Genomic DNA, 26,228 nt, shown 5'->3' with positions numbered 1-26,228 from the left:
GTGGCTACGTCGTGTCGCATTACAAGGCTTGTCAGGTCCTGCGCAGAAAACAAACTGCGATTCTTCTCGCTATTCGGCCGATGATCACTATATGATCGATATCATCGCGCGGCCCCCGGCTATTATCGGTGACTGAGAGCTTTGCGCTCCCGCCTAAACCCAAAGGCGGTCATATGCCAAAATTCCCCGCATTCAATCTTCGTGAGTGGCTGGTATCCCCGGTATTGATGCCGATCTTTCTTGTGCTGCTCGTCGCCGCTGCGATGGTTATTCAATGGTGATCGAGCGTAACGCGGTTTCACCGCAGGACGGGCTATCTGCGATTAAACAATCCCAATCGGCACTTGCCCACGATCTGGACGCCAAGGCGGTGATCGCCCTGGACGAGGCTCGCGAGATGTCCCCGGGGGAAGAGCGCACCGAGGCGCTTCACAAAGCACTCGTCCTTCGAAATGCCACCGAGCTTCACGAACTGCTCTGCGGGCAAGCGCGACGCACCGGACGTATGACGGAGGCCTAGTCCGTTGGCGGCGAGCTTTTGGTGTCATTGTTGAGCCAGCGGGGATCATACGGACCGCAAGATACTTGACCCAGATGAACAACTATCCAAGTCGACCGTCATTCCCCGCGAGCGTCCTTACACGCCACTCGAGGCACTGGATGCCGCCGAAGCCGTCGCCATTCTGGATTCCCGATCCGACGTCGCGCTGATCTGCACCGATATCCAGATGCCTGGCAAATGGACGGTGTGGGACTTGCGCATGCCGTGCATGAGCGTTGGCCGACCATCAGGATCATCGTGGTATCGGGGCAATTGAACCTGCCGCACCAGATCTTCCTCCCCACGCCGAATACGGCTCAAATCGCGTGATTGCGCACCAATCAGCCACTGAAGATCAGTGCGGTACCACAACTCATGATGATACGATCAACGATGTCTGAAGGCGATCGCCGGACGGAACCGCGTCCCGCAAGCAGCGCATCCCCATACCAGGACGAACTGGCGGCAGAAAATGTCAGCCTGCGGCTTCTGCTCGCGCAGCCCGAGATCAATGCACAGAGTTTGCTGGCTACGGCCGGCATCGACGCCAGGGAGCGCAAGGCGGCCGACAAGCTACAGAAGCTGATCCTCGAGGAGCTGCATCACTGCATCAAGAATACGCTCGCAACCGTCGGCGCCATCGTCTCGCAGAGCCTGCGCGAGTTGCCCGACGCCAAGCACGCGCAGCACGCCATCGAGGGCCGGCTGCTCGCGCTCGGGCGGGCGCACGATCTTCTTCTGCAGGCAAGATGGAGCAGCGCGAACCTTGCCACGATCGTTCGCAGCGCCACCGAAGCCTTCGACAATCCCGCCGAGCCGAAATTCTCGATTTCGGGGCCCGATATCCGGATGACGTCGGGTGCCGTCATCGCCATCGCAATGACGCTCAACGAGCTTTGCACCAACACCACGAAGTTTGGCGCCCTGTCGGTCCCGGAAGGGCGCGTCGACATCTGCCAGGCGCTGGATCAACAGGCGCAGCGCCTGCACCTCACATGGACCGAGAGGAATGGTGCCGCAGTTCGTCTGCCCGAAAAGCGCAGCTTCGGGACACGGCTGATCGACACGCTCGGCGGGAAACTCCGGGGCGACGTGCAGCTCACGTATGAGCGAACCGGGTTCGTCTACACATTCGACGTGCCGATGGCTTCACTGACTTCGGCGGCGGCATAAGCCCCTATTCGGGCATTGCGGAAGCCAAATCGTAACCTGCATTCGTTTGAACTGCTACGATCTGTCAGGAATGGCTATTTTACCCAGCGATTGATGACGTGGTGATTTGTCACTGGAGCTCGTTATTCGACCCTTTGATCCCCACATGTAATTCCGTCCTCGTCAACCATCGGGATTGGTCGGAACGCGCGGAGACTTCCAACGAAAGGACGCGGCATGTTTAGATCTCAACAGCACCGCGAAAAGGCAGCCGCATACGGCGAACTGATCAAGCGTTCGAGCGGTCAGGGCGAAAGCGACAACTTTCAGAAACTAAGGGATCGCCACTCAGCGCTCGCCGATAGCGAGCAGGGACTATCTGATAACTACGACAGCGCCGTGAACGCAGCGGAACAGAATCCCGCTCGCGGCCTGGCCCTTGCGGCCGAAGAGGAGCACGTCTTGCGATGTCTCGGCGCAGCCATCATCATGCAATGGAGCGCGCTGCCGAAGACCATGCAACGTGAGATTTTCTACACCGCCGCATCGGTCGGAGAATTATTGGAGACGGCGGCGCTTCGCGGGCAGATCGCCCGCTTTCTGCACAAGCATAAGAATCATGCCGACCGCGAAAGGGCTTCGACGGAGGATGCGCATCGCGACGCGAAATCGCGCGCAGCGGCTCTGTCGCGATGGGACGATGAGGGAGGCGCAGTCCCCGACGGACTGCCGAGGTGAACCAACGTCGGCAACAGGAGGATCCCCCATGTCACGTAAAAACTTGTCACTTACAAAATTCGGCATCGATGACGGCCCGCACAACATGGACGGGCTACGGCTTCTCGCATGGCACGGAACTGAACGGGTCGAAGCGTTCATAGGCCGCAAGGTGATGGACGTCTGGGTCGAATCCGTCGAGCACCGGGGAGGACGACAGAGTCTGTTCCGCGATCAGTACAACGCGTTGGGCAAGCGCAATCTTGCGGCGATCGAGCGGATCGTTAACGCGAAATACCAACGCGGCGCCGCACTCAACCGCCAGCATCCCTATGTCGAGGTGCTGTTCTCGGATATCACGGAAAGCGGCGAGGCACTGGACCTAGGCGGCCTTGTACGCCTGCCCTTGCCGCCGGAGTTTATCAGGCTGAGCCGGATCGGCCAAGCGAGGCAGTGACGGTATCTGGCAGGATCGTCAGCCGCTTCGCGTGATCCAGGCCAGATCAAACCAAACTATCGCGACAATTTCGAAAGGACCAACGATGACGATGAAAGAACGAGTTCTCTCGCTTGACGAAGCGAAGCCGAGAAGGGCAATGCGCGCCGACCGGCCTCCGACCGAGGGCTTCGTGACGGTTGTCGACGGCCATTTCAAGTCAGAGTTTGACACCGTCGAGGCTGCCGAAGCATCGGCGCGGAAATTGAAGTCGGCTTATCCGATGCTGCAGATCGAAATCTATGATGCCGCCAACAAGGTCCACGCGTCGTTGAGCTAACCTCCGGCCCGGTGCGGCGATCACCTTCACGCCTGGCGTTGCGCCCCCTATTCTACGCCCGCTTCCTGCGGCGTGAATTCGTAGACCGAGGAGCAGAACTCGCAGTTCACCACCACCTTGTCGTCCTTGGGCGCAAGCTTTTCAGCATCGACGACACCGCATCGCGCGAGCACGAGCATTGCGGGCGCAAGGGAAGCGAGAGGAACTGATGTTCATTCTGGTGCGAGATTCCCATTCCCGCTCGATCGTCAAGGCTGTCAGTTGGAGGGTCACCGGTAGCGTCGACACCTTCGTGTTGAGTTTCGTCTTCACCGGTAGCATCAAGGTGGGAGGCTCGATCGCCGGCGCGGAGGCGATCACGAAAATGATCCTCTACTATCTTCACGAAAGGGCCTGGTCCTTCATTCGCTGGGACCAGCAAGGACAAGCCGGTGACGGCTCCAGCACAACCTGATCCGCTAGTCATGGGATAGGCTGCTGGCGATCTTCCTCAGACGGTTCGTCAAGTCATTTTCGCGCCCGTGAGCACCTTCGCCTCGACCAAGGCAAGCGGCCTCTGTGCGGGTGGCATCTGAGGCCGCTTGAAGCCTTCCGCCGGGCATTGGGGCAAAATGTCGACCGGTCAGTGGGCTTGGCTCTCGGCGATAGGATCACCGATTGCTGAGGACCAAGAACTCCCAAGATCAATCGTTCCTGCTATTTGAAAATATTAAGTGTCCTAACCAGGATAGGACCGAATATTCGAAACGCTCAGGGCCTGCGCCTCCGCCAGACGTTATCAAATGAAAGGGCCGCCAACTGAGCCGGCCTAGTACTCGTCCTTGTCGCTATGATGGAGGTTGAAAGCTCGATCGTACCTGTCGCGGGCTTCGGTACCCACGCTGTATCGGCCGGGCCACCATCCATGCGGTGGATTGTAGTTGTCGTTCTCAGCGTCTTCCTTGGCTTTTTCGTCTAGTGTCTCAGGCGTCCAAAGCGACATTGATTTATCTTTACGCACAACTGAGTCCTCCAAGTGGGACGATAGTCGTCCAAACCTAATTGGCTCCTCACCATCCAAAGTTAGGAGACATGAAATTAAGATCGGCCTCTCTCATCTCCAAAAAAGAGCATCAGCCAAACCCTGCCGCACCAGGTGAGAATTCTCTCATGAAAAGCACGCGCCGAACGTTGGACTTAGAAATCCATACCACCCATGCCGCCCATGCCGCCGCCACCCGCAGTCATGCCGGCGCCTGCGTTCTTCTTCGGCACTTCGGCCACCATGGCTTCGGTGGTGATCAGCAGCGCCGCAACGGAAGCCGCGTTCTGGATCGCCACGCGAACCACCTTGGTCGGGTCGATGATGCCCTTGGAGATCAGGTTGACATATTCGCCGGTCTGCGAGTCGAAACCGTAGGAGTACTGGTCCTTCTCCAGGATCTTACCGACGATCACGGAGCCGTCTTCGCCCGCGTTGACCGCGATCTGGCGTGCTGGCGCCGATAGCGCCTTGCGCACGATCTCGACGCCGGTCTTCTGGTCGTCGTTCTTGGTGCGCAGCCCCTTGAGATGCAGGGAGGCACGCAGCAAGGCGACGCCGCCGCCCGGCACGATGCCTTCTTCAACCGCCGCACGGGTCGCATGCATCGCGTCATCCACGCGATCCTTACGCTCCCTCACCTCGACTTCGGTCGCGCCGCCGACGCGGATCACGGCGACGCCGCCCGCGAGCTTGGCCAGACGCTCCTGCAGCTTTTCGCGGTCGTAGTCCGAGGTGGTTTCCTCGATCTGCGCCTTGATCTGCTGCACGCGCGCCTCGATGTCGGCCTTCTTGCCGGCGCCGTTGACGATCGTGGTGTTTTCCTTGTCGATCATCACCTTCTTGGCGCGGCCGAGCATCTGCAGCGTGACGTTCTCGAGCTTGATGCCGAGATCTTCCGAGATCGCCTGACCACCGGTCAGAACCGCGATGTCCTGCAGCATGGCCTTGCGGCGATCGCCGAAGCCCGGAGCCTTGACGGCCGCGACCTTCAGACCGCCACGCAGACGGTTGACGACCAAGGTGGCAAGCGCTTCGCCTTCGACGTCTTCGGCGATGATGACCAGCGGCTTACCGGTCTGCACGATAGCTTCCAGAAGCGGAAGCAGTTCGTTCAGGCTGGAGAGCTTCTTCTCGTAGACGAGAAGATAGACATCATCCATTTCAACGCGCATCTTGTCGGCGTTGGTGACGAAGTAGGGCGAGATATAGCCGCGGTCGAACTGCATGCCTTCGACGACTTCAAGTTCGGTCTCAAGCGACTTGGCTTCCTCAACCGTGATGACGCCCTCGTTGCCAACCTTCTTCATGGCATCGGCCAGAAACTTGCCGATCTCGGCGTCACCGTTGGCGGAGATGGTGCCAACCTGCGAGATCTCGTCGTTCGAGGTGACCTTCTTGGAGTTCTTCTCTAGGTCGGCGACCACGGCTTCCACCGCGAGATCGATACCGCGCTTCAGATCCATCGGGTTCATGCCGGCGGCAACCGCCTTGGCGCCTTCGCGCACTATGGCCGCGGCCAGCACGGTCGCGGTGGTGGTGCCGTCGCCGGCAGCGTCTGCCGCCTTGGAGGCGACTTCGCGCACCATCTGCGCGCCCATGTTCTCGAACTTGTCGTCGAGCTCGATTTCCTTGGCGACGGTGACGCCGTCCTTGGTGATGCGGGGAGCGCCGAACGACTTGTCGAGCACGACGTTGCGGCCCTTCGGGCCGAGCGTGACCTTCACCGCGTTGTTGAGAATTTCGACGCCGCGCAGCATCCTGTCGCGGGCATCAACGCCGAATTTGACTTCCTTGGCTGACATAATGATCTCCGTATTCCCATATCCCAAGGTCCGCGCACCTGGGCGGATTCCTGAGGGATGAGATTTGGATTGCAGGCCTCTTCCTTCGAGACGCCGGCTGCGCCGGCTCCTCAGGACGAGGGAACGGACTAAAGCGCTTAAGCGGCCTTCTTTTTGGCGGCGGGAACGTCAGTGAGAACGCCCATGATGTCGGACTCTTTCATGATCAGGAGCTCTTCACCGTCGATCTTGACCTCGGTCATTTGCCGAACAGCACGCGGTCACCCGCTTTGAGGTCGATCGGGATCAGCTTGCCGGCTTCGTCGCGGCCGCCCGGGCCGACGGCGGTGACTTCGCCCTGCGAGGGCTTTTCCTTGGCACTGTCCGGAATGATGATGCCACCTGCGGTTTTGTCTTCGGCGTCGATGCGCTTGACCACAACGCGATCGTGGAGCGGACGGAACTTCATGCGATCCTCCATGGCTTTGTGATTGTTTCTGGATTGGCAGTCGCAATGAGCGAGTGCAGCCGCTCTCCACATAGGCTTGTAACACTGTGGCGCAAGGGCTCAGCCCACGATGTTTGACTGCTAATTCCATTCCCTTAGTGCCCCGGAGCGGGCAGCAGGGCTCGCAAGCCAGCAGCCGCAGCTCTCGATCGATTGGATCAGGGAAAGCGTGCCCTACCGGACTCCGGAGTTGATGGAGCGATTCCTGTAGGGCATGCGGAAAGCGGGATTGAACGAGACCTGACCGTCGGGGTCAGGAGCAAGCCGCCTCAGCTCGCTTATGCGTCGGTTGGTCTCATCGCATTTCAGAATCTTCATTTCAGCTACGCGATTCTGACATCTCGAGTTGCCAGATAAAGGCTGATCGAACCCACAATTACGGTTAGTAGTCCCAGGAGCGTCCAAACCAAAGGGGAGCCAGTGCCGATCGTGCCAGCGGCAATCCAAATTCCAAAGGCAATGATACCTACCGAGATTAAGAACGAGAATGCGTCATCCATGATGACCTCCAATTACGGACCTGCGTTTGCCGGATGGATCGCATGGACAGGTAGAAAGAATGGCAAGGAAGTTAAGGAAATGGGTTGTCCTTAGCCTTCTCTGAGTACGGTAGGCTTTCTCTGGTGGCGAACAACGGTCAGTGGAACGATCGAGGCGCCTCTCGGTGTGTTGAGGCGTCAGCGATTGAATGTCAGATTCGGTGCCATCGTTGCGGAGTTGTCGTCCTGAAAGCCATTAAGCACCACATAACAGCCAAACAGGATGACTGCTAACAAGCAATATACAGAATAGGAAGGCCGTCCGAACCTGTGACCGCTCATTCGCTGGATCCCTAATCTTGGCGACCGACCGCTCAGCTCTTTGTGGCCGTCCTTGAGAGTTCGGCTTCCACGCCGGCTGCGCACGCTTTGGCGAAGGAATAGTCCATACTCGTGGAGGCAACGGTCTTCACGAATTCGCCGATAACGTTGTCCCTTGAATATGAGCCCGCCGCCTTAAACTTGGCGACGGCGCCGTCAGCCGCAGTGAACTGCGCGACGCACATCGGCACCAAGATAGACATCCGACCGCTGCTTTCTGCCATTGCGCTCATAGTTCTGGCAGTGCCGCCGGTGACCCAGCCGCCCCAGATAAATCCGATCGTCATCGCCGCGACAGCGCCGAAAGCGATACCTTGGAGGAAGCGCGTCCGGGCCTCACCCTGCAAGATTGCGGGTATTCTCATGATGGTCTCCTTTGTTGCGCACAAAAGCGCGTTCGCAGCCACAGACGCCGCTTGCATCCGCGCTTGGAAAAGCATCTAGCTTAAGAGATTGCGCCTTCCGATGGCACTCTAGCTGCCGCTACGACGACCAGCAGCGACGTCGGACGTCGCCGCTTCATGGACAGCTTCAAGGTGGAGCAACGGCCACCCGGTAGCTGAACGGTAGACTGTTGGTCGGATGCTGTACAGCACGTTCTTGTCTCCAGTCAGTAAACTTCGCAGCCGCCGCTGCATATCACATCACGGTTGCAATCGAACGCGTTCAGGATACCGGGCTCGTTGGGGCGGGCTTCTGGTTGAATTCGCCTCAGTGCGCCCTCGTCAGTGAAGAATGACGCTTCCAGCGCGCTGTCGTGCCCCCAAAACCGCACGGCAGGTCCTGCCCCAAAACAAATTGCGATTCTCCTCGCTATTCGGCAGATAGTCGCTATATCTGAAATATCACCGCGCGCCCCGGGCTATTATCGGTGACTGAGAGCGTTGCGCTCCCGCCTCAACCAAAAAGGCGGTCACATGTCAGATACCCTCAAGTTCGACCTTCGTGATTGGCTGGTGCCTCCGGTGCTGTTGCCGATCTTTTTTGCGCTGCTGATCGCTGCCGCCGTGATTCTTCAGTGGTAGTTCGCCTCAAGTGACATGCCGGCAATGGGAATCCGAGCGCTTAACAGAAAGCAGGAGTCGGAATGGCAAATACGGCGATCATCAGAGACGCGTACGGCGTTCCGGCAATGTTTGTTGATTCGAAAACCGGCAAGGATGATGCCGCCTTTGTCTTTATCAGGGTCGGCGATGAGGAGCGCCGGATGCGGTGGGCCGAATGGAATTCGCTTCCCGCCTGGACTGGCGTTCGTCCGTCCTGGGCCACCAAACACTAATCGACCTGGCAAGGTTGCTATCTGACGCCGGAGTGCCCATGTGATCATTTAGCCCGATGGGACCGCGATAACGGCGCACATCCCGTCGCGACGTCTTAGCCACGCCAATCATATGGACGGTATCGACCAACGGCATGTCGCCTCGACATGCCGTTACGGGTGAGGAAATATCTATGGCCATTGAGCATGCCGCCGTGCAGGTTGCGCGCAAACCGTGGGGGGTTGGCGATCTCCATCCATGGAGCAGCATCGACGTTGCCGGTGACCCGGTTGGAGAGTTGTGGTTTCAGCGCACGCATAAGCATGCACCTATCCCGGCCCTGCTGCTCAAGCTACTGTTCACCAGCGAGCCCTTGTCGATTCAGGTTCATCCGGACGATGGATTTGCCCGCTCAATAGGCTTGCCGAACGGCAAGACTGAAGCCTGGTACATTCTCGCAGCAGTTCCAGGTGCGCGGGTTGCGCTGGGACTGAAGCGGCGGCTCGCGCCACAGGCATTGCGCGCAGCGATCAGGGACGGCTCGATTGCCCATCTCACGCAATGGCGTCCCGTCGCGAAAGGCGACATCATCTTCGTCCCCGCCGGCACGATCCACGCCATTGGCGCCGGTATCGTGCTCGCCGAGATTCAGCAGCGCAGCGACACGACATTCCGTCTGTTTGACTATGGCAGGCAGCGCGAACTGCATGAAGAACGCGCCGTCGCTGTTTCCGACGCCGGGCCGGTTCAGAGCCAATCCGGTTCACGACGCCTCACCGCGGCTCGAACAGCTTTGATCACAAGCCGTCATTTCGTCATTGAGCGGATCGACCTGCCGGCGAATTCGAATTGGGCGCTCAATGCCGATCGGGAAACCTGGATCCTTGTGATCGAGGGTCGGGCGCGGATCGGGTTGACGAGCATGTCGGTTGGTGACGCCGTCTTCATCGAGGGCGATCGAACCGGCATCGAGGTTGGCGCGGACGGCATGAGCGGCCTGATGGCTTATCCGGGACCTGATCCCGTTGCCGCCCTACTGGAGGACGCCGGAGAGCTGAACAAATCTGCCAGCATGTCCGCCGGCCATTCGCAGAAATCAGGCGAGACTGTCGAGGTACAAGCATGACACCGCTTCGCCGCATCGCCGTAATCGGCAATTCGCTACCCCGCCGCTGCGGCATCGCAACCTTCACGACCGACCTGCAGCAGGCGATATCGACGTCACGCCCGAATCTGGAGACCTGCATCGTGGCGATGACCGATAATGGCCAAACCTATGATTATCCCAAGGCAGTCGCTTTTCAGATCCAGGCCGACAAGATCGAGGAATACATCCATGCAGCAGACTTCCTGAATGCCGGCCGGTTCGACGCGGTGTGTCTGCAGCACGAATTCGGAATTTTCGGCGGCGAGGCCGGCGGCCACATTCTCGAACTGATGTCGCGCCTCACCGCGCCGGTCGTGACGACGTTCCACACCGTGCTGGCCAATCCGACCGCCACCCAACGCGCGGTCATGGAACGCATCGTCGATGCGTCGTCGAAGGTAGTGGTGATGGCCAACAAGGGCCGCGAACTGCTGCGCAGCGTCTATCAGGTGCCGGACGACAAGATCGAGGTCATAGCCCACGGCATTCCCGACGCCGCCTTTGTCGAGCCCGATGCGGCGAAGGTCAGGCTCGGATTTGACGGCAAGCCGGTCATCCTGACATTCGGCCTGCTGTCGCCCAACAAGGGCATCGAAGTCATGATCGAAGCCATGCCATCGATTCTGAAGCGTCGCGCTGATGCGGTGTATGTCGTGCTCGGCGCAACGCATCCAAATCTGGTTCGAGACCAGGGCGAGGCGTATCGCAACAGACTGATAAGGCGGGTGCGCGAACTTGGCGTCGAAGACCATGTTGTGTTCCTCGACCGGTTCGTCGATCTGCCCACGCTGCTCGAATTCATCTCGATGTGCGACGTCTATGTCACGCCCTACCTCAACGAGGCGCAGATGACGTCGGGGACGTTGGCCTACAGCTTCGGGCTGGGGAAGCCCGTCGTCTCGACGCCTTACTGGCACGCGCGCGAACTGTTGGCCAATGGACGCGGCGTCCTGGTGCCGTTCGGCGATGCGGACACGATCGGCCTGGAAATCGCGGAATTACTCACCGATGACGTTCGCCGGCAGGCGATGTGCCGGCGCGCCTATGCGGTCAGCCGGACCATGACGTGGGAACGCACCGCCGAGCACTACATGTCGGTTTTCGAGAGTGCGTCTCAGGGTCACTGGCTCAAGGTCATCGCGTCCTCAAATGCGGCATCGCCGGAGCCGCGCAGCCCTGCGGCGCCTGATATGCAAATCGGCCATTTTCTGTCGATGTGCGACGATACCGGCCTGTTCCAGCACGCCGTGCATTCGGTGCCCGATCGCTCGCACGGTTACTGCGTCGATGACAACGCCCGCGCGATGCTTTTGGCCTGCGCTCTCAATAATCCGGGCGAGCAACCCCTCTCGGAAGCGTTGACGGCCCGCTTCGCTGCTTTCGTGCAGCATGCATGGAATCCTGATTCCCGGCGGTTTCGCAACTTCATGGGCTTCAATCGAACCTGGCTCGAAGCCAGCGGGTCCGAAGACAGTCACGCGCGAACGCTTTGGGCTCTGGGCGAAACCGCGCGCAGCGACGCAAGCCCGTCGCGGCGCCAGTGGGCTGCCGCCTTGTTCGCCGAGGCTCTGTCGACCGTGGAGACCTTTCGCTCACCCCGGGCGTGGGCGTTCACCCTGCTGGGTTTGGACGCTTATTGCGCCGTGGCTCCGGATGATCTCCACGCCCAGGAGATCCGGCATTCTCTTGCCGACAGGTTGATGTCTTGTTTGGCGTCGGTCGAAACACCGGACTGGGTGTGGTTCGAGGAAGGGTTGGCTTACGACAACGCCCGCCTGCCGCAGGCTCTGCTGATAACAGGCGCGGCGACGCAAACGCCTGAATATATGGAGGCCGGATTGAGGTCTCTGCGCTGGCTGATGACGCGACAAACGACGCCGGCAGGGCATTTCCGCCCCGTCGGCACCGCCGGCTTCGGCGAATTGCGGCAATTCCCCCGCGCCTTCGATCAGCAGCCCGTGGAAGCGACGGCGACGATCGCTGCCTGCCTCACGGCATGGCGGGCGGACGGCGATGCTGAGTGGAAAGCGGTTGCGACCCGCGCGTTCACCTGGTTTCTCGGCAGCAACGACCTGTCGGTGGCGCTGGTCGATCTGCACACCGGCAGTTGCCGCGATGGACTGCACCCCGATCGCGCCAATGAAAATCGCGGCGGCGAGTCGGTGGTGTGCTATCTGCTTGGGCTTGCGGAGATTCGCCAGCTTGCGCGCGTCAACGCCGGCCTGACCAAACCCACGGCACTCCGCGCCGTGGGTGCCTGAATTTTGCCTCCTGCTCAAGCGATCGAGGACACCGTGTCACAGGCCATCTTCCTGAACCGGCAGGCGCTTTATTTGCGTCCCGATCCCGCGCGGGTGATCGTGCGCCCGTTCAAGCCGGCGACTGAACCTCGCGATCTCAACCCGACCGACAAGACGCGTGCAAATCATATCGTCGACCGGGTTCTTGCCCTCGACTCCGAAGCCGTTGCCTCCCAGCTCGCGGACGTTCTTGAAAATTTCCTGGGCCGACACCGGAACCTGCTGGAGAGGTTTGAGGCCCGCGCAGAAGAAATGGAGGACGCTTTCGCCACGCATGGAATCTTCTCGAAGATCCAGCGCCAGCTCATTGGCGCCTATTTTCTCAATGAGTATTCGTTCGAAGCCTCTGCCTTGTTCAACCCCAGCATAGTGCCGCACCCCGATCAATCGGACGCGCCGAAAGGCGGCCTGCGCTTCATCCTCAGCCTCCGCGCCATCGGCGAAGGGCATGTATCGTCACTGACGTTTCGATCCGGCACATTCGCAGCCGACGGCAGCGTGACCGTTGATCCGACGGCGCGCCTTGCCTCGAGTCCCCGGATTTGCCATCGCGTATCCGGACCGGACGGCGACCATGTCGAATTGGTCTTCAAGCCCGAGGAAGACCTCAGCGAGCGCGTCATCTTTCCGGTCACCGCCTCCCAATCGAACGGCATTGAGGACGCCCGCTTTGTCGAATTCAGCGATGGCGGCCGAAAAACCTACTACGCGACCTATACCGCCTATAGCGGGCGAGCGATCCGTTCCGAATTGATTGAGACCCGCGATTTCATGTCGTTCCGGTTGGCGCCCTTGAGGGGCGCCGCGGCACGCAACAAGGGCATGGCGCTGTTTCCGCGCAAGATCGGCGGCAGATACGCCATGATCGCGAGACAGGACAATGAGAACCTCTACCTGATCTATTCCGACGACCTGTACACATGGGGCGGCGGTCAGGCCATTCTGAAACCGGAATTTCCCTGGGAGTTCGTTCAGATCGGCAATTGCGGATCGCCTATCGAGCTCGATGAAGGCTGGCTGCTGCTGACGCATGGCGTCGGCCCGGTGCGCAAATACTCGATCGGGGCGGCGTTGCTCGACAAGAACGACCCCTCGAAGGTGTTGACCCGCTCGCGCGAGCCGTTGCTGCGGCCCGAGCCATCGGAGCGCGAGGGATACGTCCCCAACGTCGTCTATACCTGCGGAGCGATGCGGCACAACGACCAGATCATTCTGCCATACGCGGTGTCGGACACCTTCTCCAATTTCGCGACCATCAAGATTTCGGCGCTGATGCAGGCGATGAAAAGTTGACCGCCGCCTGCCCGGCGCCAATTCGTCCGTTGAAAGGTCAGGGAGCCTGAATGAGCGAGCGACTTGAAACGCTGAAGAAAGCCCGTGAGCGCATGATCGAGGACAGGGACGCGCATGCGAAGGTGCTGGCCGCTCCTTTCGACCGGGATAAAGCCGAGCGGGCACGCAACAGTTCATCGAGATTCAGACGCTGGTCGATGCGCTGGATCGCGCCATCCGTGGAGAGGAAGTCATTTCGCCAAGAGGCTGAGCGGCGGCAGCGAGGCGCTGCATCAACTAATGCATGGCTATTTGTGGACAATGGGCGCACAGTTGCGCAATGCGAGTCTTCAGGTCGCGCTGAACGAACTTCCCGGTTCAAGCCCTGGATCCCACAGCGCGAGATGAATGCAGGCTTGGCGCCATGTCCTTTCGGGCGTCGGCTAGACTTTGAAAGGGCGAGGTGATGCCTACGCTATCGAAACTCCTGCTTGAGAATGGGTTACCCAATCTTCCGGTGTTGCTGATCGAGCCGCATCGCAACCACGGGGGAATCTGGCGCATCAAATTCAGCTATGAAACGGGCGAACCGTTCTCCATGGCTGCGACCCAGGCATCGATCATGGTTTCCCGTCTGCATGAGATCGGGGAAGTCGAACTGGCCGAAGAAATCGACGGCGCGATAAGAGTTGCGACACGCTACGCGACATTGTGAAATTCGGCGTGCAATGACGGCGTCATCATCAACCCAAAGGAGATCGACATGGCCAAGGGCGAGCAAAAAGGAAATCGGGAAGCCAAGAAGCCCAAGAAAGAGAAGATCAAGACAATAGCTGCGGCCCCAAGCCAAAAGGCCGCGGGAGGGCAACCGGGTTTCGCGTCCGGCAAGAAGAAATAGCAACGAAAGCGTCGACGTAGGGCGATACGTTGGACTGACGCGTTCGAGCGTGCGCAAAAGCGCGCTCCCGCAGGGCTGCACGATTCGGTGGCGCTGATTGGCCAATTGCTGGCGCGGCCTGCGCTTCGCGGATACGGCCTGTTCTAATGGCGGCTATAGGCTGGGTGATACCACCCGCAAAGGAAATCGGATGAAAATAACGCTCGCCGTATTGACGCTCTGCGCATGCGCGCAAGGCGCTCTCGCCGCTGGACCGGAATGCCGCACGATCGAAAGCACGAGCGGGCGACTTGCCTGCTACGATGCGGCGTCTCCTCCGAGAATACAAAAGCCTGCTGCGGTCGAAAGCGACGCGTCGCGGCCGCCCTACAAGGACCCCTTCATCGCGGAAGACGCCCGAACCACTGCTAAGCTAAAGGGTATCTGCCGCGGCTGTTGAAGATTGATGCTTTCCAGCTATGTCCGAGCGTTGCAGCAGGCCCGCTGTCAAGGGACTGAACGGGTAGCGACGCTTCTTGGTGCCCCTGCCGGAACGAGCCCGGTACTTCTTGCAGAACCCGATTTGGAGTCGCGCACGTCGACCGGTCCGCCACGGGCCGCGCTTCCGTCCGCTGTGTCTGCAAAGACTTCGAGGCCGTGCACCAGGTTGTCTTTCGCGACGGCAACGGCCGCAAGATATCCGGCATCCTCGGCCGGATGGATCTGCAAGCTACTGTTTTTCAGGGCCACCTCGATCGAGTCCACGCGTATGTAAACGGCGCTGATTTCCTGCGCCAGCCCAGGCAATCCAGGCGATAATCTGTGAGCTTTAAGGCTGCAATTGGCACTTTTCGGACCTGCCGAAGCGGCCTGGCGATGTCAGTCTAATCGGCGGGTTTTTCTTTGTCATGCGGCTCGCCACGGTTTTCCGCAGTCTGCTCAGCATCTCCGGGCTCTTTTCCCGCCATATTGCCAGGATTGAAGTGGTACTTACCTTCTGGGTTCTCGCCGGGCTGCTTCTCATTCGGGTTTTTGTTGTTGGCCATTAGGCATTCCTTTCGAAAGAGTAACAAAGCTGAACGGGACTCAAGTCGCTAAGTTCCAACGATCGTTGCAATGGCCTGCTTTGATTTGTCGAGTGGCTATTTCGGCCATCGGCCGAGTGCGGATTTCCGCTTGTGGCACGTTTGAGACATGCCGACTGGTTCTAAAGATGTCCGATTATCGAGCTGGACCAGAAGTGGCTCGGACCTCATCAAAGCAACGCGATTGACTCGGAACGGACTTTCCTCGGCCTATCGACTTGACCGGATGCAACGCGTCGACGCTAACTAGCGAGGAGAACGACGTGTCTGTTGCGCAGCAGGGCTGGTCATGTGTTACGACCATCACACGCGCTGTTGAGGCGTCGCCGCTCAACAGCTAATGGCCACGTTGTCGCTTGCGCAAGTGAGGGCGTCGAACAGCCAACCTGCATCAAGGGTTCAGATCCTCAGTGGTCACTACAACACCGCGGTCAGAGTGCCCCTCCCGCTGCAACTTCGCGAGAGCGAGATGTTCGATCTCGGCTCGGTGCCTTACAAAGATAGCGATGAGCTGTGCATAGCCTGCGTCCTTTCTGCTCATACGCTCTCTGTTCAGAAGGGCAGTCTCCGTTACCCGGCACTTTTCGATTTTGCCGCCGTACTCCACAACGAAATGGACGTAATCGCCGCCAGCAACAACCATGAGAATGGTCCTCAGACGGGGGTGAGACTAACATATGGTGGTTTGTCCGGCCCCCTACAAGCGAGGACTGCAGGAGCGCATTAATCTGCCAGCGCCCATCTTCCATAGACCGACGCGATAAGGGTTTGGGTTATGGCCACGCCCGCGCGCGTCGGCCGAATTAGCTCGCGTTTGAGATCCCTGGAGCGTATACTCTGACAATCACCGCTCCGCCTCCTGGGCATTACCGGTGACAGAGAGTGTTGCGCTCCCGCCTGTTCGAGGGAAGCATCATGCCCCAATCTCAACGCCTCTCGTCCGTCATTCCATTCGCTGCAATTGAGCGCCCTGCCTGTCCGAAGTGCAAGGCCCAGATGATGCTCGTTAGCATCGAGCCAGCACGCACCCGGGGCGTCGACTTGCAAACGTTTGAATGCGCTGTCTGCAACCAGGTACTTACGAGCTTTGCCGCGTTTGAAGACCCCACGAAGTCCAAGGGCCTTGGACGCTGGCTTCAAGGTGATTTGCACTCACCGAAGTAAGGCCCGCCGGCGTGAACCGGCGGATCCGGCGGCGCGGGACTAGCTCGCGCCCTCGTTGTCAGATCTCCTCGGTTTCAGCCTCCGGCTGGCTGCGGTAGGCGTCTCGGAGCCACAGGCGATTGAGGGAAGCGTCCGCGCTAAACGCGCGCGAGCCGCCGGGCTTCCCCAGCGGCTCAAGCGTTGCGTAGCGATGTGTTGCGACGCGCAGCGTCGCGTGGCGGAACGTTACGATGCGCCGAGGCGCGTCGCCTACCGTGATGTCGATAAGTCCTACGCGTCTTATCGACGACCCCAACATGGTGCAGTCGCGAGGCGACTACAAGACAGCGCGGCTGCCATAAAACGTGCGCCATCTGTTTGTGATGCCATCTCTTTATGATCGTGCCTAAGAAGGCCGCAACTGCCGTAACGAGATGTAACAAAACCATGTAATATAATAGACAGGCGCGTCGTTTTTCGATTGCGATGCCTGCCTCGTCCGAGCCGGTCATCCTCATCAGCGCCGACCTATTCGAGGAGAATGAGTACGCAACTATCCTCGAACGAAGGAGAACAACCCGTTTGTCGCAGTCGCCTAATCGACAACAGAAAATCGAATCTTCAAAGCCTCGGCATTGTCCGGGGCATTTGCTTATAGCCTTCTCAGTGGCGCTCGCCTCGTCGTAAGAAATGCAAGCGCGCATGTCGCCTATTGGCACCTTTGAGACATGCCCGCCTATTCTGAGAATGTCCGTTCACGGTGGAAGACCGGAAGTCACCGTGGTCCGGTCAAACGACGCGAATGACCCGGAGCAGAAGTCGCAGACCAAGACGGTCCGAACCTCTGACACGGGCACCAGCCTACGAATCCGGAGGTGAGGAGTTCAAATCTCTTCGGGCGGCCCACGCCCGACGGATGATGGGCACTACGTCTACGCTATAGCACTCTAATCCAGTCGATTCTTGCCATCTGAATAGCATAGCGCCCTAACCCACGAATATTTGCGGGACGACCGACCACGGAATCTCGCTGACTTAGCCAGGCTCGATAAGGATGTCTTGGGGTTTCGCATGATCGTTGCCGCAATCTCCACGATTCCATTCCGTGTGTTCGGCAGGCGTAGATACGCCGCCGCTAGGTGATAGTGACCTGCATCAGAAGAAAAACCATCAGGGGGCGAAGTGTCCAGGTGCAAAGATTTCGGACCAATCAGGTAGGCTGCACGGCGCTCGGGTGAGATCTTGCGCTTCCTTCGCGGGAGGAGGCATCTCATGGGTTATGGAAGAGCCAGCAGCGGCCGATAGTTGGCCCTGTAAAGCCGGCCCGACAGCAGGCGCACGAACACGTCGCGCATCGTCGGAGGAAGACTGCGCAGATGGTCTCGGCGATCGGTCTGTTGGTGCACCCACCCCACACGCGCTGATCGCCTGCGGACGAACTCGGGGACGACTTCCGATGCGGCGCCCGCGCGCGAAACAATCTCAGCCAGGACCAGTGCATCCTCGAAGGCCATCGCCGCGCCGCACGCCATGTTGGGCGACATCGCATGGGCTGCATCGCCGATCAGCACGACGCGTCCTTGGCCATAGCATGGATGCGCGACCTCCTCGATGGCCGAGAAATGGATCGGGTCGGCTGGCTCGAGCCGGGCAAGAACCTCGGGAATCGGACTGGCGAAGGCGGCGAAATTTTCACGGAGTCTTTCGATGCTCCTTTGCGCAGGATCATGGATGGACCGGGCACTGGCCTTGTCCGCGTAGCAGTATGCCAGTTCATTGCCGATTGGCAGCATCAAGAATGCGGACTGCGGGCCAAGAAACACCGTCCAGCCTTCGAGACCCGGCGGCCGACGAACAATGAAACGCCATCCCACCTGGCCGCGAAACTCGACGCCTGATTCTCCGTACTCCAATTGCCGAATGGACGACCGGATGCCGTCCGCGCCCACGACGAGGTCGTAGGTTTCGCAGGAGCCGTCGCTCAGCTGAACCCGGACGTGATCCTCATGCTGCCGAAGCGATTGAACCGTCACGCCGAGTCGAATGTGCGAGCCTGCCGCCTGTTTCGTGAGCAGCTTGTGCAGATCGCTGCGCGCGATCCCGATACATGGGCCGCATGGCTCCCAGAATGCTCCGGCGTCGATCGAGGCGAGGCGCGTGCCTCGATGGTTGAACAAGCGTTGCGTGCGGATGACGCAGCCGTCGCGTGCAGCGTCGTCGGCGACTCCCAGAGCCTGCAGGGCGCGCGTTGCGCTACCGATGAGGTACAGACCGGTGCCGGGCGCTGTCCGGTCGCTCCCCCGCTCGACGATGGCGGCCGACAGCCCCCGCTGACGCAGGGCGATCATCAGCGCCAAGCCTGCCAGTCCGCCACCGACAATCAGCACGCGCTCGACCTTGGCCATGAGTCGTGCCTCAGGTCGCCTGACGGTGCGTTGCCAGGAAGGACTGGACTGCTATGTTGTAGGCCAATGCGTGCTTCTCGTGCATCAGATGCGATGTTCCGCGACGTTCTGGTTGCCCCTGAAGAAGTTGTCCGGGTCGTACTTCGCCTTGACGGCCACGAGCCGGTCGAAGTTCGCGCCGTAGGCGGAGCGAACGCGGTCGACCTCGTCGTCACCGAGGTTGTTCACGTACACCGCGTCCTCCACCCACGGCCGCAGTGCAGCGTGCAGCTCGCGCGTCCAGCGAATGTTACGCTCGTCGTCGGCGGAATCGTCCCACTGCGTCAGCAAGAGACAGTCCCACTGGTCGTGACGATGCGCGAACGCCGTCTCTGTCGGGGACACCCGCGCCGCCTGCCCGTGCATCTGCTGGAGACCGACCTGTGTGTACGGCGAGGGGCAGGTGGCCGTAAACTCGACCAGCACGTCGATCGCGCCCTGCTCGAGACGGCGGAGGAAACTCGCCTTCCAGTAATGCCGGCGACCGCGTGGAAACGCGCCATCACCGCCCCGCTGCAGATCCACGAAGCCCATGGGGGCGATGCCGTCGGCGACCGGACTGTCAAGTGACCGCAGCGGCTTGAGCAGCCGCTCACCGACGTCTAGCGGACCGATCCACGCGACATTGACGCCGACCACCTTGGTACCGTCTTCCACGGTGAAGAACCCGGCGTTGAGGCTCAGCTCGTCCGGGCAGGCGCGCGCGAACTCGTCGTAGAAGGGCAGCACGTGCTTGGCGCGGGCAAGCGGCCATGCTATTCCGCCGCCCACCACGGGTCCAACCTCGTGAAGGCGGTACTCGAAGGAAGTGACCACGCCGAGGTTGGCACCCCCGCCGCGCACCGCCCAGAAGAGGTCGGGATGTTCGGTGGGGGCGGCGACCAGCAGGCGGCCGTCGGCGGTCACGATGTCGACGGATTCGAGATTGTCGCACGACAGACCGTGCTTGCCTCCGAGCCACCCGATGCCGCCGCCCAGGGTCAGACCGGCGATCCCGGTTGGGGAGACAATGCCGGTGGGCGTGGCTAGGCCGAAAGCCTGACAGTCGCGGTCGAGGTCTTCGAGGGTCAAGCCCGCCTCAGCGCGGGCCCTCCGTCTCACGGGATCGACGCGGCAGCCCTTCATCCGCGAGAGATCGATCATCAGCCCGCCGTCGCACACCGCTTTGCCGGACACGTTGTGCCCACCGCCCCGCACGGAGATCTCGAGCGCCTCCGCCCGCGCAAACCCGATGCAGGCGACCACATCGGCCGCGCTCGCACAGCGAGCGATCAGGGTTGGCCGCCGGTCGATCATGGCGTTGAAGATCCGACGGGTAGCGTCGTAGTCGGCGTCCTGGGGAAGCAGGATGTCGCCACGAAGCGTGGAGCGGAAGTCGTCGAGCGCGCATTGCTTGATCATCTTTGTTTTCCTTTGAGAATCTCCTACGACGCGGCCGTCGTGCTGAAGCGGCTCCGGTAGCCCTTCGGGCTCACGTCCAGCGTTCGCCGAAAGGCCACGCGCATCGTTTCCTGGCTCCCGAACCCGCACGTGGTCGCGACGTCCGGAACGCCGCGCGATGTCTCCTCAAGGAGCCGCCGGGCCGCCTCCACGCGCACGCGCTCCACGAAACACCCCGGCGTCATGCCCACCTCGCGCACGAACACGCGGAAGAAGTTGCGCGGGCTCATGTTCACCCGGCGCGCGAGCGCTTCCACGGAGAGGTCGGCGCCGGGATGGTCGAAGACCCAAGCCTGCATGTCGCGGAGCGGCTGGCGATCAGCAATCTGCGTGGAGAGCTGGACGCTGAACTGCGCCTGGCCTCCCGGCCGCTTGAGGAAGATGACCATCCACTGGGCCACTGCCAGGGCCACGCGACGGCCAAAGTCCTCCTCCACCAGCGCCAGCACGAGATCTATGCCCGCCGTGGCGCCGGCTGATGTGTAGACACTGCCGTCCCGAACGTAGATGGGATCCGGCTGGACCCTGACGCCAGGAAAGCGCCGCGCCAGGTCGCCGCAAAAGGCCCAGTGCGTCGTCGCACTGCGGCCCTCCAGGAGCCCCGCCTCAGCCAGGACGAACGATCCCGTACAGAGCCCGACCACTCGCCGGGTCCGCGGTGCCATGCGCGCCAGCCAGCGCACGAGCTCCGGGTCGCGCCTCGCGTCGTCGGGCCCGTCGACCCCGGTGACGATCAGAGTGTCGACGGGACCACGGACGGCGCGGTACGACCGATCGACGACGATCCGCAGCCCCGGCCAGGCACAGACAGTCTCGACCGGCGACACCACCTCGACGGCGTAGCCCGCCTCGGATGCACCGGTATGGCTGGCATGCTCGTTGACGGCATAGAAGATGTCGAGGATGCCACCCACGTCAACGACCTCGTTGCAGGGCATCGCGACCACTACCACACGCGGCTTAGCCATCGCCACCTCCTTATCTCATCTCATCTCATCTCATCTCGGACCCATGTCAGCAATGACAACCACTCCACGGATCCTGCCAACAGGAACAATGAGGGACAATGGGCAAGGTGGTTGACGCCGAACTGAAATCGCATCGCGGAGAATATGGCGATGGCCGACCGCCGTCACGCCGAGGTCTCTGAGGTCCTCGGCGGTCAGCTTGGGCAGGATTGCCTCATCGATCGCGTTTTCCCAGAATGCCTGCTCGTAGCGTTCCAGGCCGAGGCTGCGCAGCCAGGCAGAGATATCCATGCCATTCACACGCACTTGGGCGCACTCATCCACTGGCCATAGTCGCCGCCACGTCGGCCGCTACGTTAGCCGTGCGCCGTCGGTCGAGCCGCTCGCGGACCAAGCCGTCGCACCAGAATGAGATGGCCAGTTTACCCCACCCCGTGGGGCGAAACACGTTTTTTGGCTCGTGAAGCGCTGGAATCCGCGGAGCAAGCCCGTAAGGACTCCCAGCGAACGGCGCTCAGCCTCACGATCCCGCCGACGCTTCTCGCGCTCGCCGACGAGGTGATCGAGTGAGAAGGCTGCTTCCGTTTTTGGCAGATTTTGTTGCAAAAGTCGGCGGCTGCCGATGGACGGTCAGCCCCTTCGCTATGAGCGGCCGGCTTTGATCCGCCAGCCCTGACGCCCTGTACGCAACTCCAACGCTACGCGATGCACAGGGCCTGAGTGGGTGGCGGCCGCGCGACCAGGATTGCGAGTCGCCGCAGGTTCTGAGCAATAGCGGCCAGAACAAAATCATCCTGGGCACCTCGTGGACCACGCAGTCGAAGCCGGCCGAGCTTTAGGATGCGCTTCAGGTGTGCGAACCGCATCTCGATCTTCTTGCGCTCACGTCGCGACTGCTCAAAGCCCTCTGTGCCAGCGAGCGAACGGGCAACGTCTCGGGCATGTTCATGGATATCGCGCGGGATCTTGCGTGATGGTTCCTTGGGGCAGCACTGGGGTTTGAGTGGACATATATCGCAGTCGAGCTTGCTGGCGCGATACAGAAGCGTCTTGCCCTCGTGTACCGTGCCGCTCGTTCCCAGCTGCTTTCCGCCCGGACAATGGTAGACGTCGCTGGCCGGGTCATATCGAAAGTCGCCACGCGAGAAGGTGCCGTCATCCCGCTTCGATTTGTCGAATACAGGAATATGTGGCGCGATGCCTTTCTCCTCGACCAGCCAGTTCAGCATCGGAGCTGCCCCGTAAGCGGTATCCCCAACAAGCCGTTCCGGCTTGAGGCCGAAGCGCTCTTCTGTCCGTTCGATCATGGTCCTTGCGGCGCCAACCTCGGCCTGGCGAATGGCGCGGGACGCCTCAACGTCGACGATGACGCCGAACTTCACGTCGACGAGATAGTTGTCGGAGTAAGCGAAGAATGCCGGCCCCTTGTGCGCTCCGGTCCACTGCGCCGCAGGATCGGATGGCGAGACGAACACCTTTCGGACCTAACGAGCGGTGCTAACGATGTCGGTTTATCGGGGGTGAACCGGACATCGTTCAGAGCGGCGCTGAGGTTCCGGAATTGACCCTGGCTGTGTGAAAACGCTGCGCTTGATGTGATTCGCGCGATATGAATCCCGCACGATTTGCGGGGGGTCGGATGAAGCGCTTCATTGAGGGTGCGGATCGTGGGCAGAGCACGCTGTTTCCTGAATGCGTGGAAGACTGGATCGGCGAGGACAATCCAGTTCGCGTTATCGACGTCTTTGTCGACGAATTCGATCTGGCAGAGCTTGGATTTGGCGGGGTCGATCCCGAGGCAACCGGCCGGCCTTCGTATCATCCATCGGTACTGCTGAAGCTCTACATCTACGGCTACCTCAACCGGGTTCAGTCGAGCCGCCGGCTCGAGCGTGAGGCCGGACGCAACGTTGAGGTAATGTGGCTCACCGGCCGCCTAGTTCCCGATCACAAGACAATTGCGGATTTCCGCAAGGATAACGGCCGTGCCATCCGGCGGGTCTGCGCTCGGTTCGTTGCGCTCTGCCGCGCTATGGGCCTGTTCGCGGAGGAAGCCAGCGTTGCGATCGATGGCAGCAAGTTCAAGGCGGTGAACAACCGAGACAAGAACTTCACGCGCGCCAAGATGGAGCGGCGCCTGGCGCAGATCGAGGAGAGCGTCGCTCGCTATCTGCACCAACTGGACAGCGCGGATCGGCAGGAGCCGTCGCTGGCGCGCACAACCAAGGCGACCCGGTTGAGGGAGAAGATCGCGAGGCTGAAAGAGGAGATGCAGCGCCTTCATGCACTGGAGGCGCGAATGATCGCCACACCTGACCAGCAGATATCGTTGACCGATCCTGATTCCCGTTCGATGGCGACGAGCGGCCGAGGCTCTGGCGTCGTAGGTTACAACGTCCAGGTCGCGGTCGACACCAAGCATCATCTGATCGTCACGCACGAGGTGACCAACGTCGGCACCGACCGGTCGCAGCTCGCCAACGTGGCCAAGGAGACGAAAACGACGCTGGAAGCCACGAGCCTCGATGTCGTCGCCGATCGCGGCTACTTCAGCAGCGCACAAATCTTGGCATGCGAGGAAGCTGGCATCACGGTCACGCTGCCAAAGCCGATGACCTCGAACTCAAAGACGGAAGGGCGCTTCGGCAAGCAGGACTTCCGCTACGTCGTCGAGGAGGATGTTTACATTTGTCCGGCGGGAGAGCGGCTCGCCTACTCCTTCACGACCGAAGAAAACGGATTGATCCTGCGCCGCTACTCGACCAACGCCTGCCAGCGCTGCGCCATCAAGCAGAGCTGCACCACCGGCAAGGAGCGGAGAATCACCCGATGGGAGCATGAACACCTTCTCGAAGCCGTTCAGCGGCGACTCGACGAGCATCCGGAGAAGATGCGCCAGCGGCGCGAGACGGTCGAGCATCCCTTCGGCACCATCAAGGCTCGGATGGGAGCAACCCACTTCCTGATGAAGACGCTGCCACGGGTTGCCGCCGAGATGGCACTTCATGTGCTGGCTTACAATCTCACGCGCGTCATGAACATCATCGGTATCAGACCGCTCATGACGGCGATGAGGGCATAGACATGCGTTCGTCTGCCCGCGAAGAACCGCCGCCCAAGACCGCTCATATCCGTATCAGGAGCGCGGTCATATCGAAAAACCCGCCAAACTCGGCAAAATGACTGCGTCCCGCCACGTCGCCAAGCTCGCGCCGCGTCTATGCTTCAGCTAGGACGTTTTTACACGGCCAAGACCCTAAGCGGACTTCGCCTTAGTCCGCCTCGGACGCTGGCGCCGCTCGCATGTCGCGCCGTCTGAAATGGAGGCGACGCGACATGGACCATTTACGTGTGGGGCCGGCACAAGGTCTTGTCCGCTCACTGGGCAGTCAGACTCGGAAGTCCCTGGGTCTTAGTTACGGGTGGCGGATTCCATCGGCCCGTCAGCGCTTCGGATTTCGGGCCGTAAAGCCGCATCGTCAGATTGAATGCTCCCTTGGGTGCCGGGAGCCAATTGGCCTCCTTGTCTTTACCTGGGTTATCGTTCTGAAAATACAGCGACAGCGATCCGTCCGGATTGTATTTGAACGGCATCCAGCTCGACACCGCGAAGCGGTTCATGGTGTTGGGTACCTGGAAGCCATCGGCGTCGTAGAGCGTGATCGACCAAAAAGCATTGACCGGCGGCGCTGCACCTTTCTCGAAATTGATGATGTACTTGTTTGCGCCATCCAGCGGCCGCCCCGCTTCATCGCCGAGATTGAGCGGATAGATCGCGTCCTCCGGTAGATTTGCGCCGAGGCCTTGTTGAGTAACGATGGCGCGCTTCAGATAATAGCTTCCGTAAACGCCCATGGTATCGGTATTCATCGACCAATGATTGGCGACGCGGGCCAGCGTCGGCAATTTCCATTCCATCAGCCTCTGCGCGTGTGCCGGTGCATCCTCGACCGCCTTTTTCACCACCGGATCGGCCTTTGCAAAGTCGAAGCCTTTGCCGGGTTCGATGCCGATGCGTTTCATCTGCGCGAGAATTGGCTGATCGGTGAGGTGCGGCGGATGCAGCTTCGTAAGTTCAGCGGCATAGGCGAAATATTTTTCGCCCGTCATGGTGTCTGCTTGGGTTTTCGGCGGCGTCTTCATGTCGATCGACGGATCAATCTTCACTTCGACTGGCTTTGGCGCCTTGCCCCATTCGGACAGCGGCGTGACCTTGTAGCCCGCCTGGATCTTGTGAACGGCAGGATAATCCGGCGGGCCGTCGGTCTTGGTGCGGCCGATAACCCACACATAGGGCGTGGGTGCGTCAATGCGCTGCGTGTCCTTCGGAAGCTTGAATTCCTCGACAATCTTTTCGCGCAGGTCAGGCCGCCAGCCCGATGGAACGATGACGAAATTTCCTGCTTTGGTCCCCGTAGTCCGCCAGCCCGGCGACGCGAAGACATCCGTCCACATGTCGAGCATCGGCAGGAGATAAAACCGGCCATCCGTGTCGGGCGCGGAAACGACCAGCGGCTCCTTGGTGAGATCGAGCCACGCAACGGAATAAAGCGTATCGAAATTTACCCGAACTACTATCTTCAAGTCGCCAGGCGGAAACGCCGGGACGTTCACAAACGTATTCATCGGGCCTTTGGCAAACTCTTTTCCCGGTTCGATATTCGTGGATTGCTTGCGCGTGATATCCATTGAAATGAGCGGATAGAAGTAGATGTATGCGTCGGTGGCGATCGACTGCGCTTCCTCCGGGGTCAAAGTTTGAGCTTGGGCCGCACCAAATCCAGCGATTGTGACCATCACTGCCGCCGTCGCGCCGTGCACTGCTTTTTGTAGTGAAAATTTGCGCATAATCGTCTCCTTGTTATGGAGCCAACGCCGAAGGGCTTGAAAGTCGCGTAGCCTTGCCCTCCCGTCCAAGGTCGCGGGACCCGGGA

24 protein-coding genes and 4 pseudogenes are annotated in these 26,228 nt (G+C 60.4%); 14 read left to right on the top strand and 14 right to left on the bottom strand.

Translation table 11 applies throughout. From position 1 onward, the window contains the following. Nucleotides 1-274: 274 nt before the first annotated feature. The 5 genes from V1290_RS27320 (at nt 275) to V1290_RS27300 (ending at nt 3,186) form a co-directional block, all read left to right on the top strand. Nucleotides 275-520 carry a hypothetical protein gene (locus V1290_RS27320; protein WP_334367235.1) on the top strand — a complete coding sequence of 82 codons (246 nt, stop codon included), beginning with the start codon at nt 275-277 and terminating at the stop codon, nt 518-520. A gap of 414 nt (nt 521-934) precedes the next feature. Further along, nucleotides 935-1,714, top strand: a complete 780-nt coding sequence (locus tag V1290_RS27315) for a sensor histidine kinase (RefSeq protein WP_334367234.1) — start codon at nt 935-937, stop codon at nt 1,712-1,714. A gap of 216 nt (nt 1,715-1,930) precedes the next feature. Further along, a complete protein-coding gene (locus V1290_RS27310; protein WP_334367233.1) occupies nt 1,931-2,431 on the top strand; it encodes a hypothetical protein in 501 nt (166 codons plus the stop codon). A gap of 28 nt (nt 2,432-2,459) precedes the next feature. Then, nucleotides 2,460-2,867 carry a signal transduction histidine kinase gene (locus V1290_RS27305; RefSeq protein ID WP_442893699.1) on the top strand — a complete coding sequence of 136 codons (408 nt, stop codon included), beginning with the start codon at nt 2,460-2,462 and terminating at the stop codon, nt 2,865-2,867. A 139-nt stretch (nt 2,868-3,006) separates the two neighbouring features. Further along, nucleotides 3,007-3,186 carry a hypothetical protein gene (locus V1290_RS27300; RefSeq protein ID WP_334367232.1) on the top strand — a complete coding sequence of 60 codons (180 nt, stop codon included), beginning with the start codon at nt 3,007-3,009 and terminating at the stop codon, nt 3,184-3,186. A gap of 47 nt (nt 3,187-3,233) precedes the next feature. On the opposite strand, the pseudogene V1290_RS27295 reads toward V1290_RS27300, so the two are convergent. Further along, nucleotides 3,234-3,391, bottom strand: a pseudogene (locus tag V1290_RS27295) (Hsp33 family molecular chaperone HslO); the annotation flags it as partial. A gap of 3 nt (nt 3,392-3,394) precedes the next feature. On the opposite strand from V1290_RS27295, the gene V1290_RS27290 reads away from it, so the two are divergent. After that, the gene (locus tag V1290_RS27290; protein ID WP_334367231.1) at nt 3,395-3,640 is read left to right on the top strand and encodes a DUF2061 domain-containing protein; all 246 of its coding nucleotides are present in this window, start codon (nt 3,395-3,397) and stop codon (nt 3,638-3,640) included. 722 nt (nt 3,641-4,362) lie between these two features. On the opposite strand, the gene groL is transcribed toward V1290_RS27290, so the two are convergent. The 5 genes and pseudogenes from groL to V1290_RS27265 form a co-directional block, all read right to left on the bottom strand. After that, nucleotides 4,363-6,012 carry a chaperonin GroEL gene (gene groL / locus V1290_RS27285; RefSeq protein ID WP_334367230.1) on the bottom strand — a complete coding sequence of 550 codons (1,650 nt, stop codon included), beginning with the start codon at nt 6,010-6,012 and terminating at the stop codon, nt 4,363-4,365. Between the two features lie 137 nt (nt 6,013-6,149). Further along, nucleotides 6,150-6,460, bottom strand: a pseudogene (locus V1290_RS27280) (co-chaperone GroES). Nucleotides 6,461-6,822: 362 nt separating this feature from the next. Further along, nucleotides 6,823-6,999: a hypothetical protein gene (locus V1290_RS27275; protein WP_334367229.1), complete on the bottom strand. Its 177-nt coding sequence runs from the start codon at nt 6,997-6,999 to the stop codon at nt 6,823-6,825. A 353-nt stretch (nt 7,000-7,352) separates the two neighbouring features. Next, on the bottom strand, nt 7,353-7,766 hold the full coding sequence (locus tag V1290_RS27270; RefSeq protein ID WP_334367228.1) for a hypothetical protein: 414 nt from the start codon (nt 7,764-7,766) through the stop codon (nt 7,353-7,355). A gap of 203 nt (nt 7,767-7,969) precedes the next feature. Beyond that, nucleotides 7,970-8,134, bottom strand: coding sequence for a DUF1488 family protein (locus V1290_RS27265; RefSeq protein ID WP_334367227.1), 165 nt, complete (start codon nt 8,132-8,134; stop codon nt 7,970-7,972). A 312-nt stretch (nt 8,135-8,446) separates the two neighbouring features. Here V1290_RS27265 and V1290_RS27260 point away from each other — a divergent pair, with 312 nt between their 5' ends. The 7 genes and pseudogenes from V1290_RS27260 (at nt 8,447) to V1290_RS27230 (ending at nt 14,235) form a co-directional block, all read left to right on the top strand. Then, complete coding sequence (locus tag V1290_RS27260) at nt 8,447-8,638, top strand: hypothetical protein (RefSeq protein ID WP_334367226.1); 192 nt, start codon at nt 8,447-8,449, stop codon at nt 8,636-8,638. A gap of 173 nt (nt 8,639-8,811) precedes the next feature. Next, nucleotides 8,812-9,744: a class I mannose-6-phosphate isomerase gene (locus V1290_RS27255; RefSeq protein WP_334367225.1), complete on the top strand. Its 933-nt coding sequence runs from the start codon at nt 8,812-8,814 to the stop codon at nt 9,742-9,744. Continuing rightward, entirely contained in the window at nt 9,741-12,026 is a 2,286-nt protein-coding gene (locus V1290_RS27250) for a glycosyltransferase family 4 protein (protein ID WP_334367224.1), read from the top strand. Before V1290_RS27255 ends, V1290_RS27250 begins: the two co-directional genes overlap by 4 nt. A gap of 33 nt (nt 12,027-12,059) precedes the next feature. After that, nucleotides 12,060-13,358 carry a glycoside hydrolase family 130 protein gene (locus V1290_RS27245; RefSeq protein WP_334367223.1) on the top strand — a complete coding sequence of 433 codons (1,299 nt, stop codon included), beginning with the start codon at nt 12,060-12,062 and terminating at the stop codon, nt 13,356-13,358. Nucleotides 13,359-13,408: 50 nt separating this feature from the next. Next, nucleotides 13,409-13,608, top strand: a pseudogene (locus tag V1290_RS27240) (hypothetical protein). Nucleotides 13,609-13,803: 195 nt separating this feature from the next. Continuing rightward, nucleotides 13,804-14,052, top strand: a complete 249-nt coding sequence (locus tag V1290_RS27235) for a hypothetical protein (protein WP_334367222.1) — start codon at nt 13,804-13,806, stop codon at nt 14,050-14,052. Nucleotides 14,053-14,100: 48 nt separating this feature from the next. Beyond that, entirely contained in the window at nt 14,101-14,235 is a 135-nt protein-coding gene (locus V1290_RS27230; RefSeq protein ID WP_334367221.1) for a hypothetical protein, read from the top strand. 863 nt (nt 14,236-15,098) lie between these two features. Here the strand turns inward: V1290_RS27230 and V1290_RS27225 are convergent. The 7 genes and pseudogenes from V1290_RS27225 to V1290_RS27195 all read right to left on the bottom strand — a co-directional run. Continuing rightward, on the bottom strand, nt 15,099-15,260 hold the full coding sequence (locus V1290_RS27225) for a hypothetical protein (protein WP_334367220.1): 162 nt from the start codon (nt 15,258-15,260) through the stop codon (nt 15,099-15,101). 430 nt (nt 15,261-15,690) lie between these two features. Then, on the bottom strand, nt 15,691-15,942 hold the full coding sequence (locus V1290_RS27220) for a DUF1488 family protein (protein ID WP_214493926.1): 252 nt from the start codon (nt 15,940-15,942) through the stop codon (nt 15,691-15,693). A gap of 1,777 nt (nt 15,943-17,719) precedes the next feature. Then, nucleotides 17,720-18,847, bottom strand: coding sequence for an FAD-dependent monooxygenase (locus V1290_RS27215; RefSeq protein WP_334367219.1), 1,128 nt, complete (start codon nt 18,845-18,847; stop codon nt 17,720-17,722). A gap of 84 nt (nt 18,848-18,931) precedes the next feature. Further along, a complete protein-coding gene (locus V1290_RS27210) occupies nt 18,932-20,287 on the bottom strand; it encodes an FAD-binding oxidoreductase (protein WP_334367218.1) in 1,356 nt (451 codons plus the stop codon). 23 nt (nt 20,288-20,310) lie between these two features. Continuing rightward, a complete protein-coding gene (locus tag V1290_RS27205) occupies nt 20,311-21,294 on the bottom strand; it encodes a GlxA family transcriptional regulator (RefSeq protein WP_334367217.1) in 984 nt (327 codons plus the stop codon). Nucleotides 21,295-21,324: 30 nt separating this feature from the next. Continuing rightward, a complete protein-coding gene (locus V1290_RS27200) occupies nt 21,325-21,585 on the bottom strand; it encodes an SAM domain-containing protein (RefSeq protein ID WP_334367216.1) in 261 nt (86 codons plus the stop codon). Between the two features lie 407 nt (nt 21,586-21,992). Then, a pseudogene (locus V1290_RS27195) lies at nt 21,993-22,778 on the bottom strand (transposase); the annotation flags it as partial. Between the two features lie 155 nt (nt 22,779-22,933). Between V1290_RS27195 and V1290_RS27190 the strand changes: the two are divergent. Then, on the top strand, nt 22,934-24,376 hold the full coding sequence (locus V1290_RS27190) for an IS1182 family transposase (protein WP_334367215.1): 1,443 nt from the start codon (nt 22,934-22,936) through the stop codon (nt 24,374-24,376). Between the two features lie 296 nt (nt 24,377-24,672). Here V1290_RS27190 and V1290_RS27185 read toward each other — a convergent pair whose 3' ends face one another. Further along, the gene (locus tag V1290_RS27185) at nt 24,673-26,091 is read right to left on the bottom strand and encodes a DUF1254 domain-containing protein (protein WP_334369190.1); all 1,419 of its coding nucleotides are present in this window, start codon (nt 26,089-26,091) and stop codon (nt 24,673-24,675) included. Nucleotides 26,092-26,228 lie beyond the last annotated feature (137 nt).

It is taken from the genome of Bradyrhizobium sp. AZCC 1578 (genome assembly GCF_036924675.1).
Lineage (GTDB): Bacteria > Pseudomonadota > Alphaproteobacteria > Rhizobiales > Xanthobacteraceae > Bradyrhizobium.
This window is presented reverse-complemented; position numbering and strand designations above follow the sequence as displayed.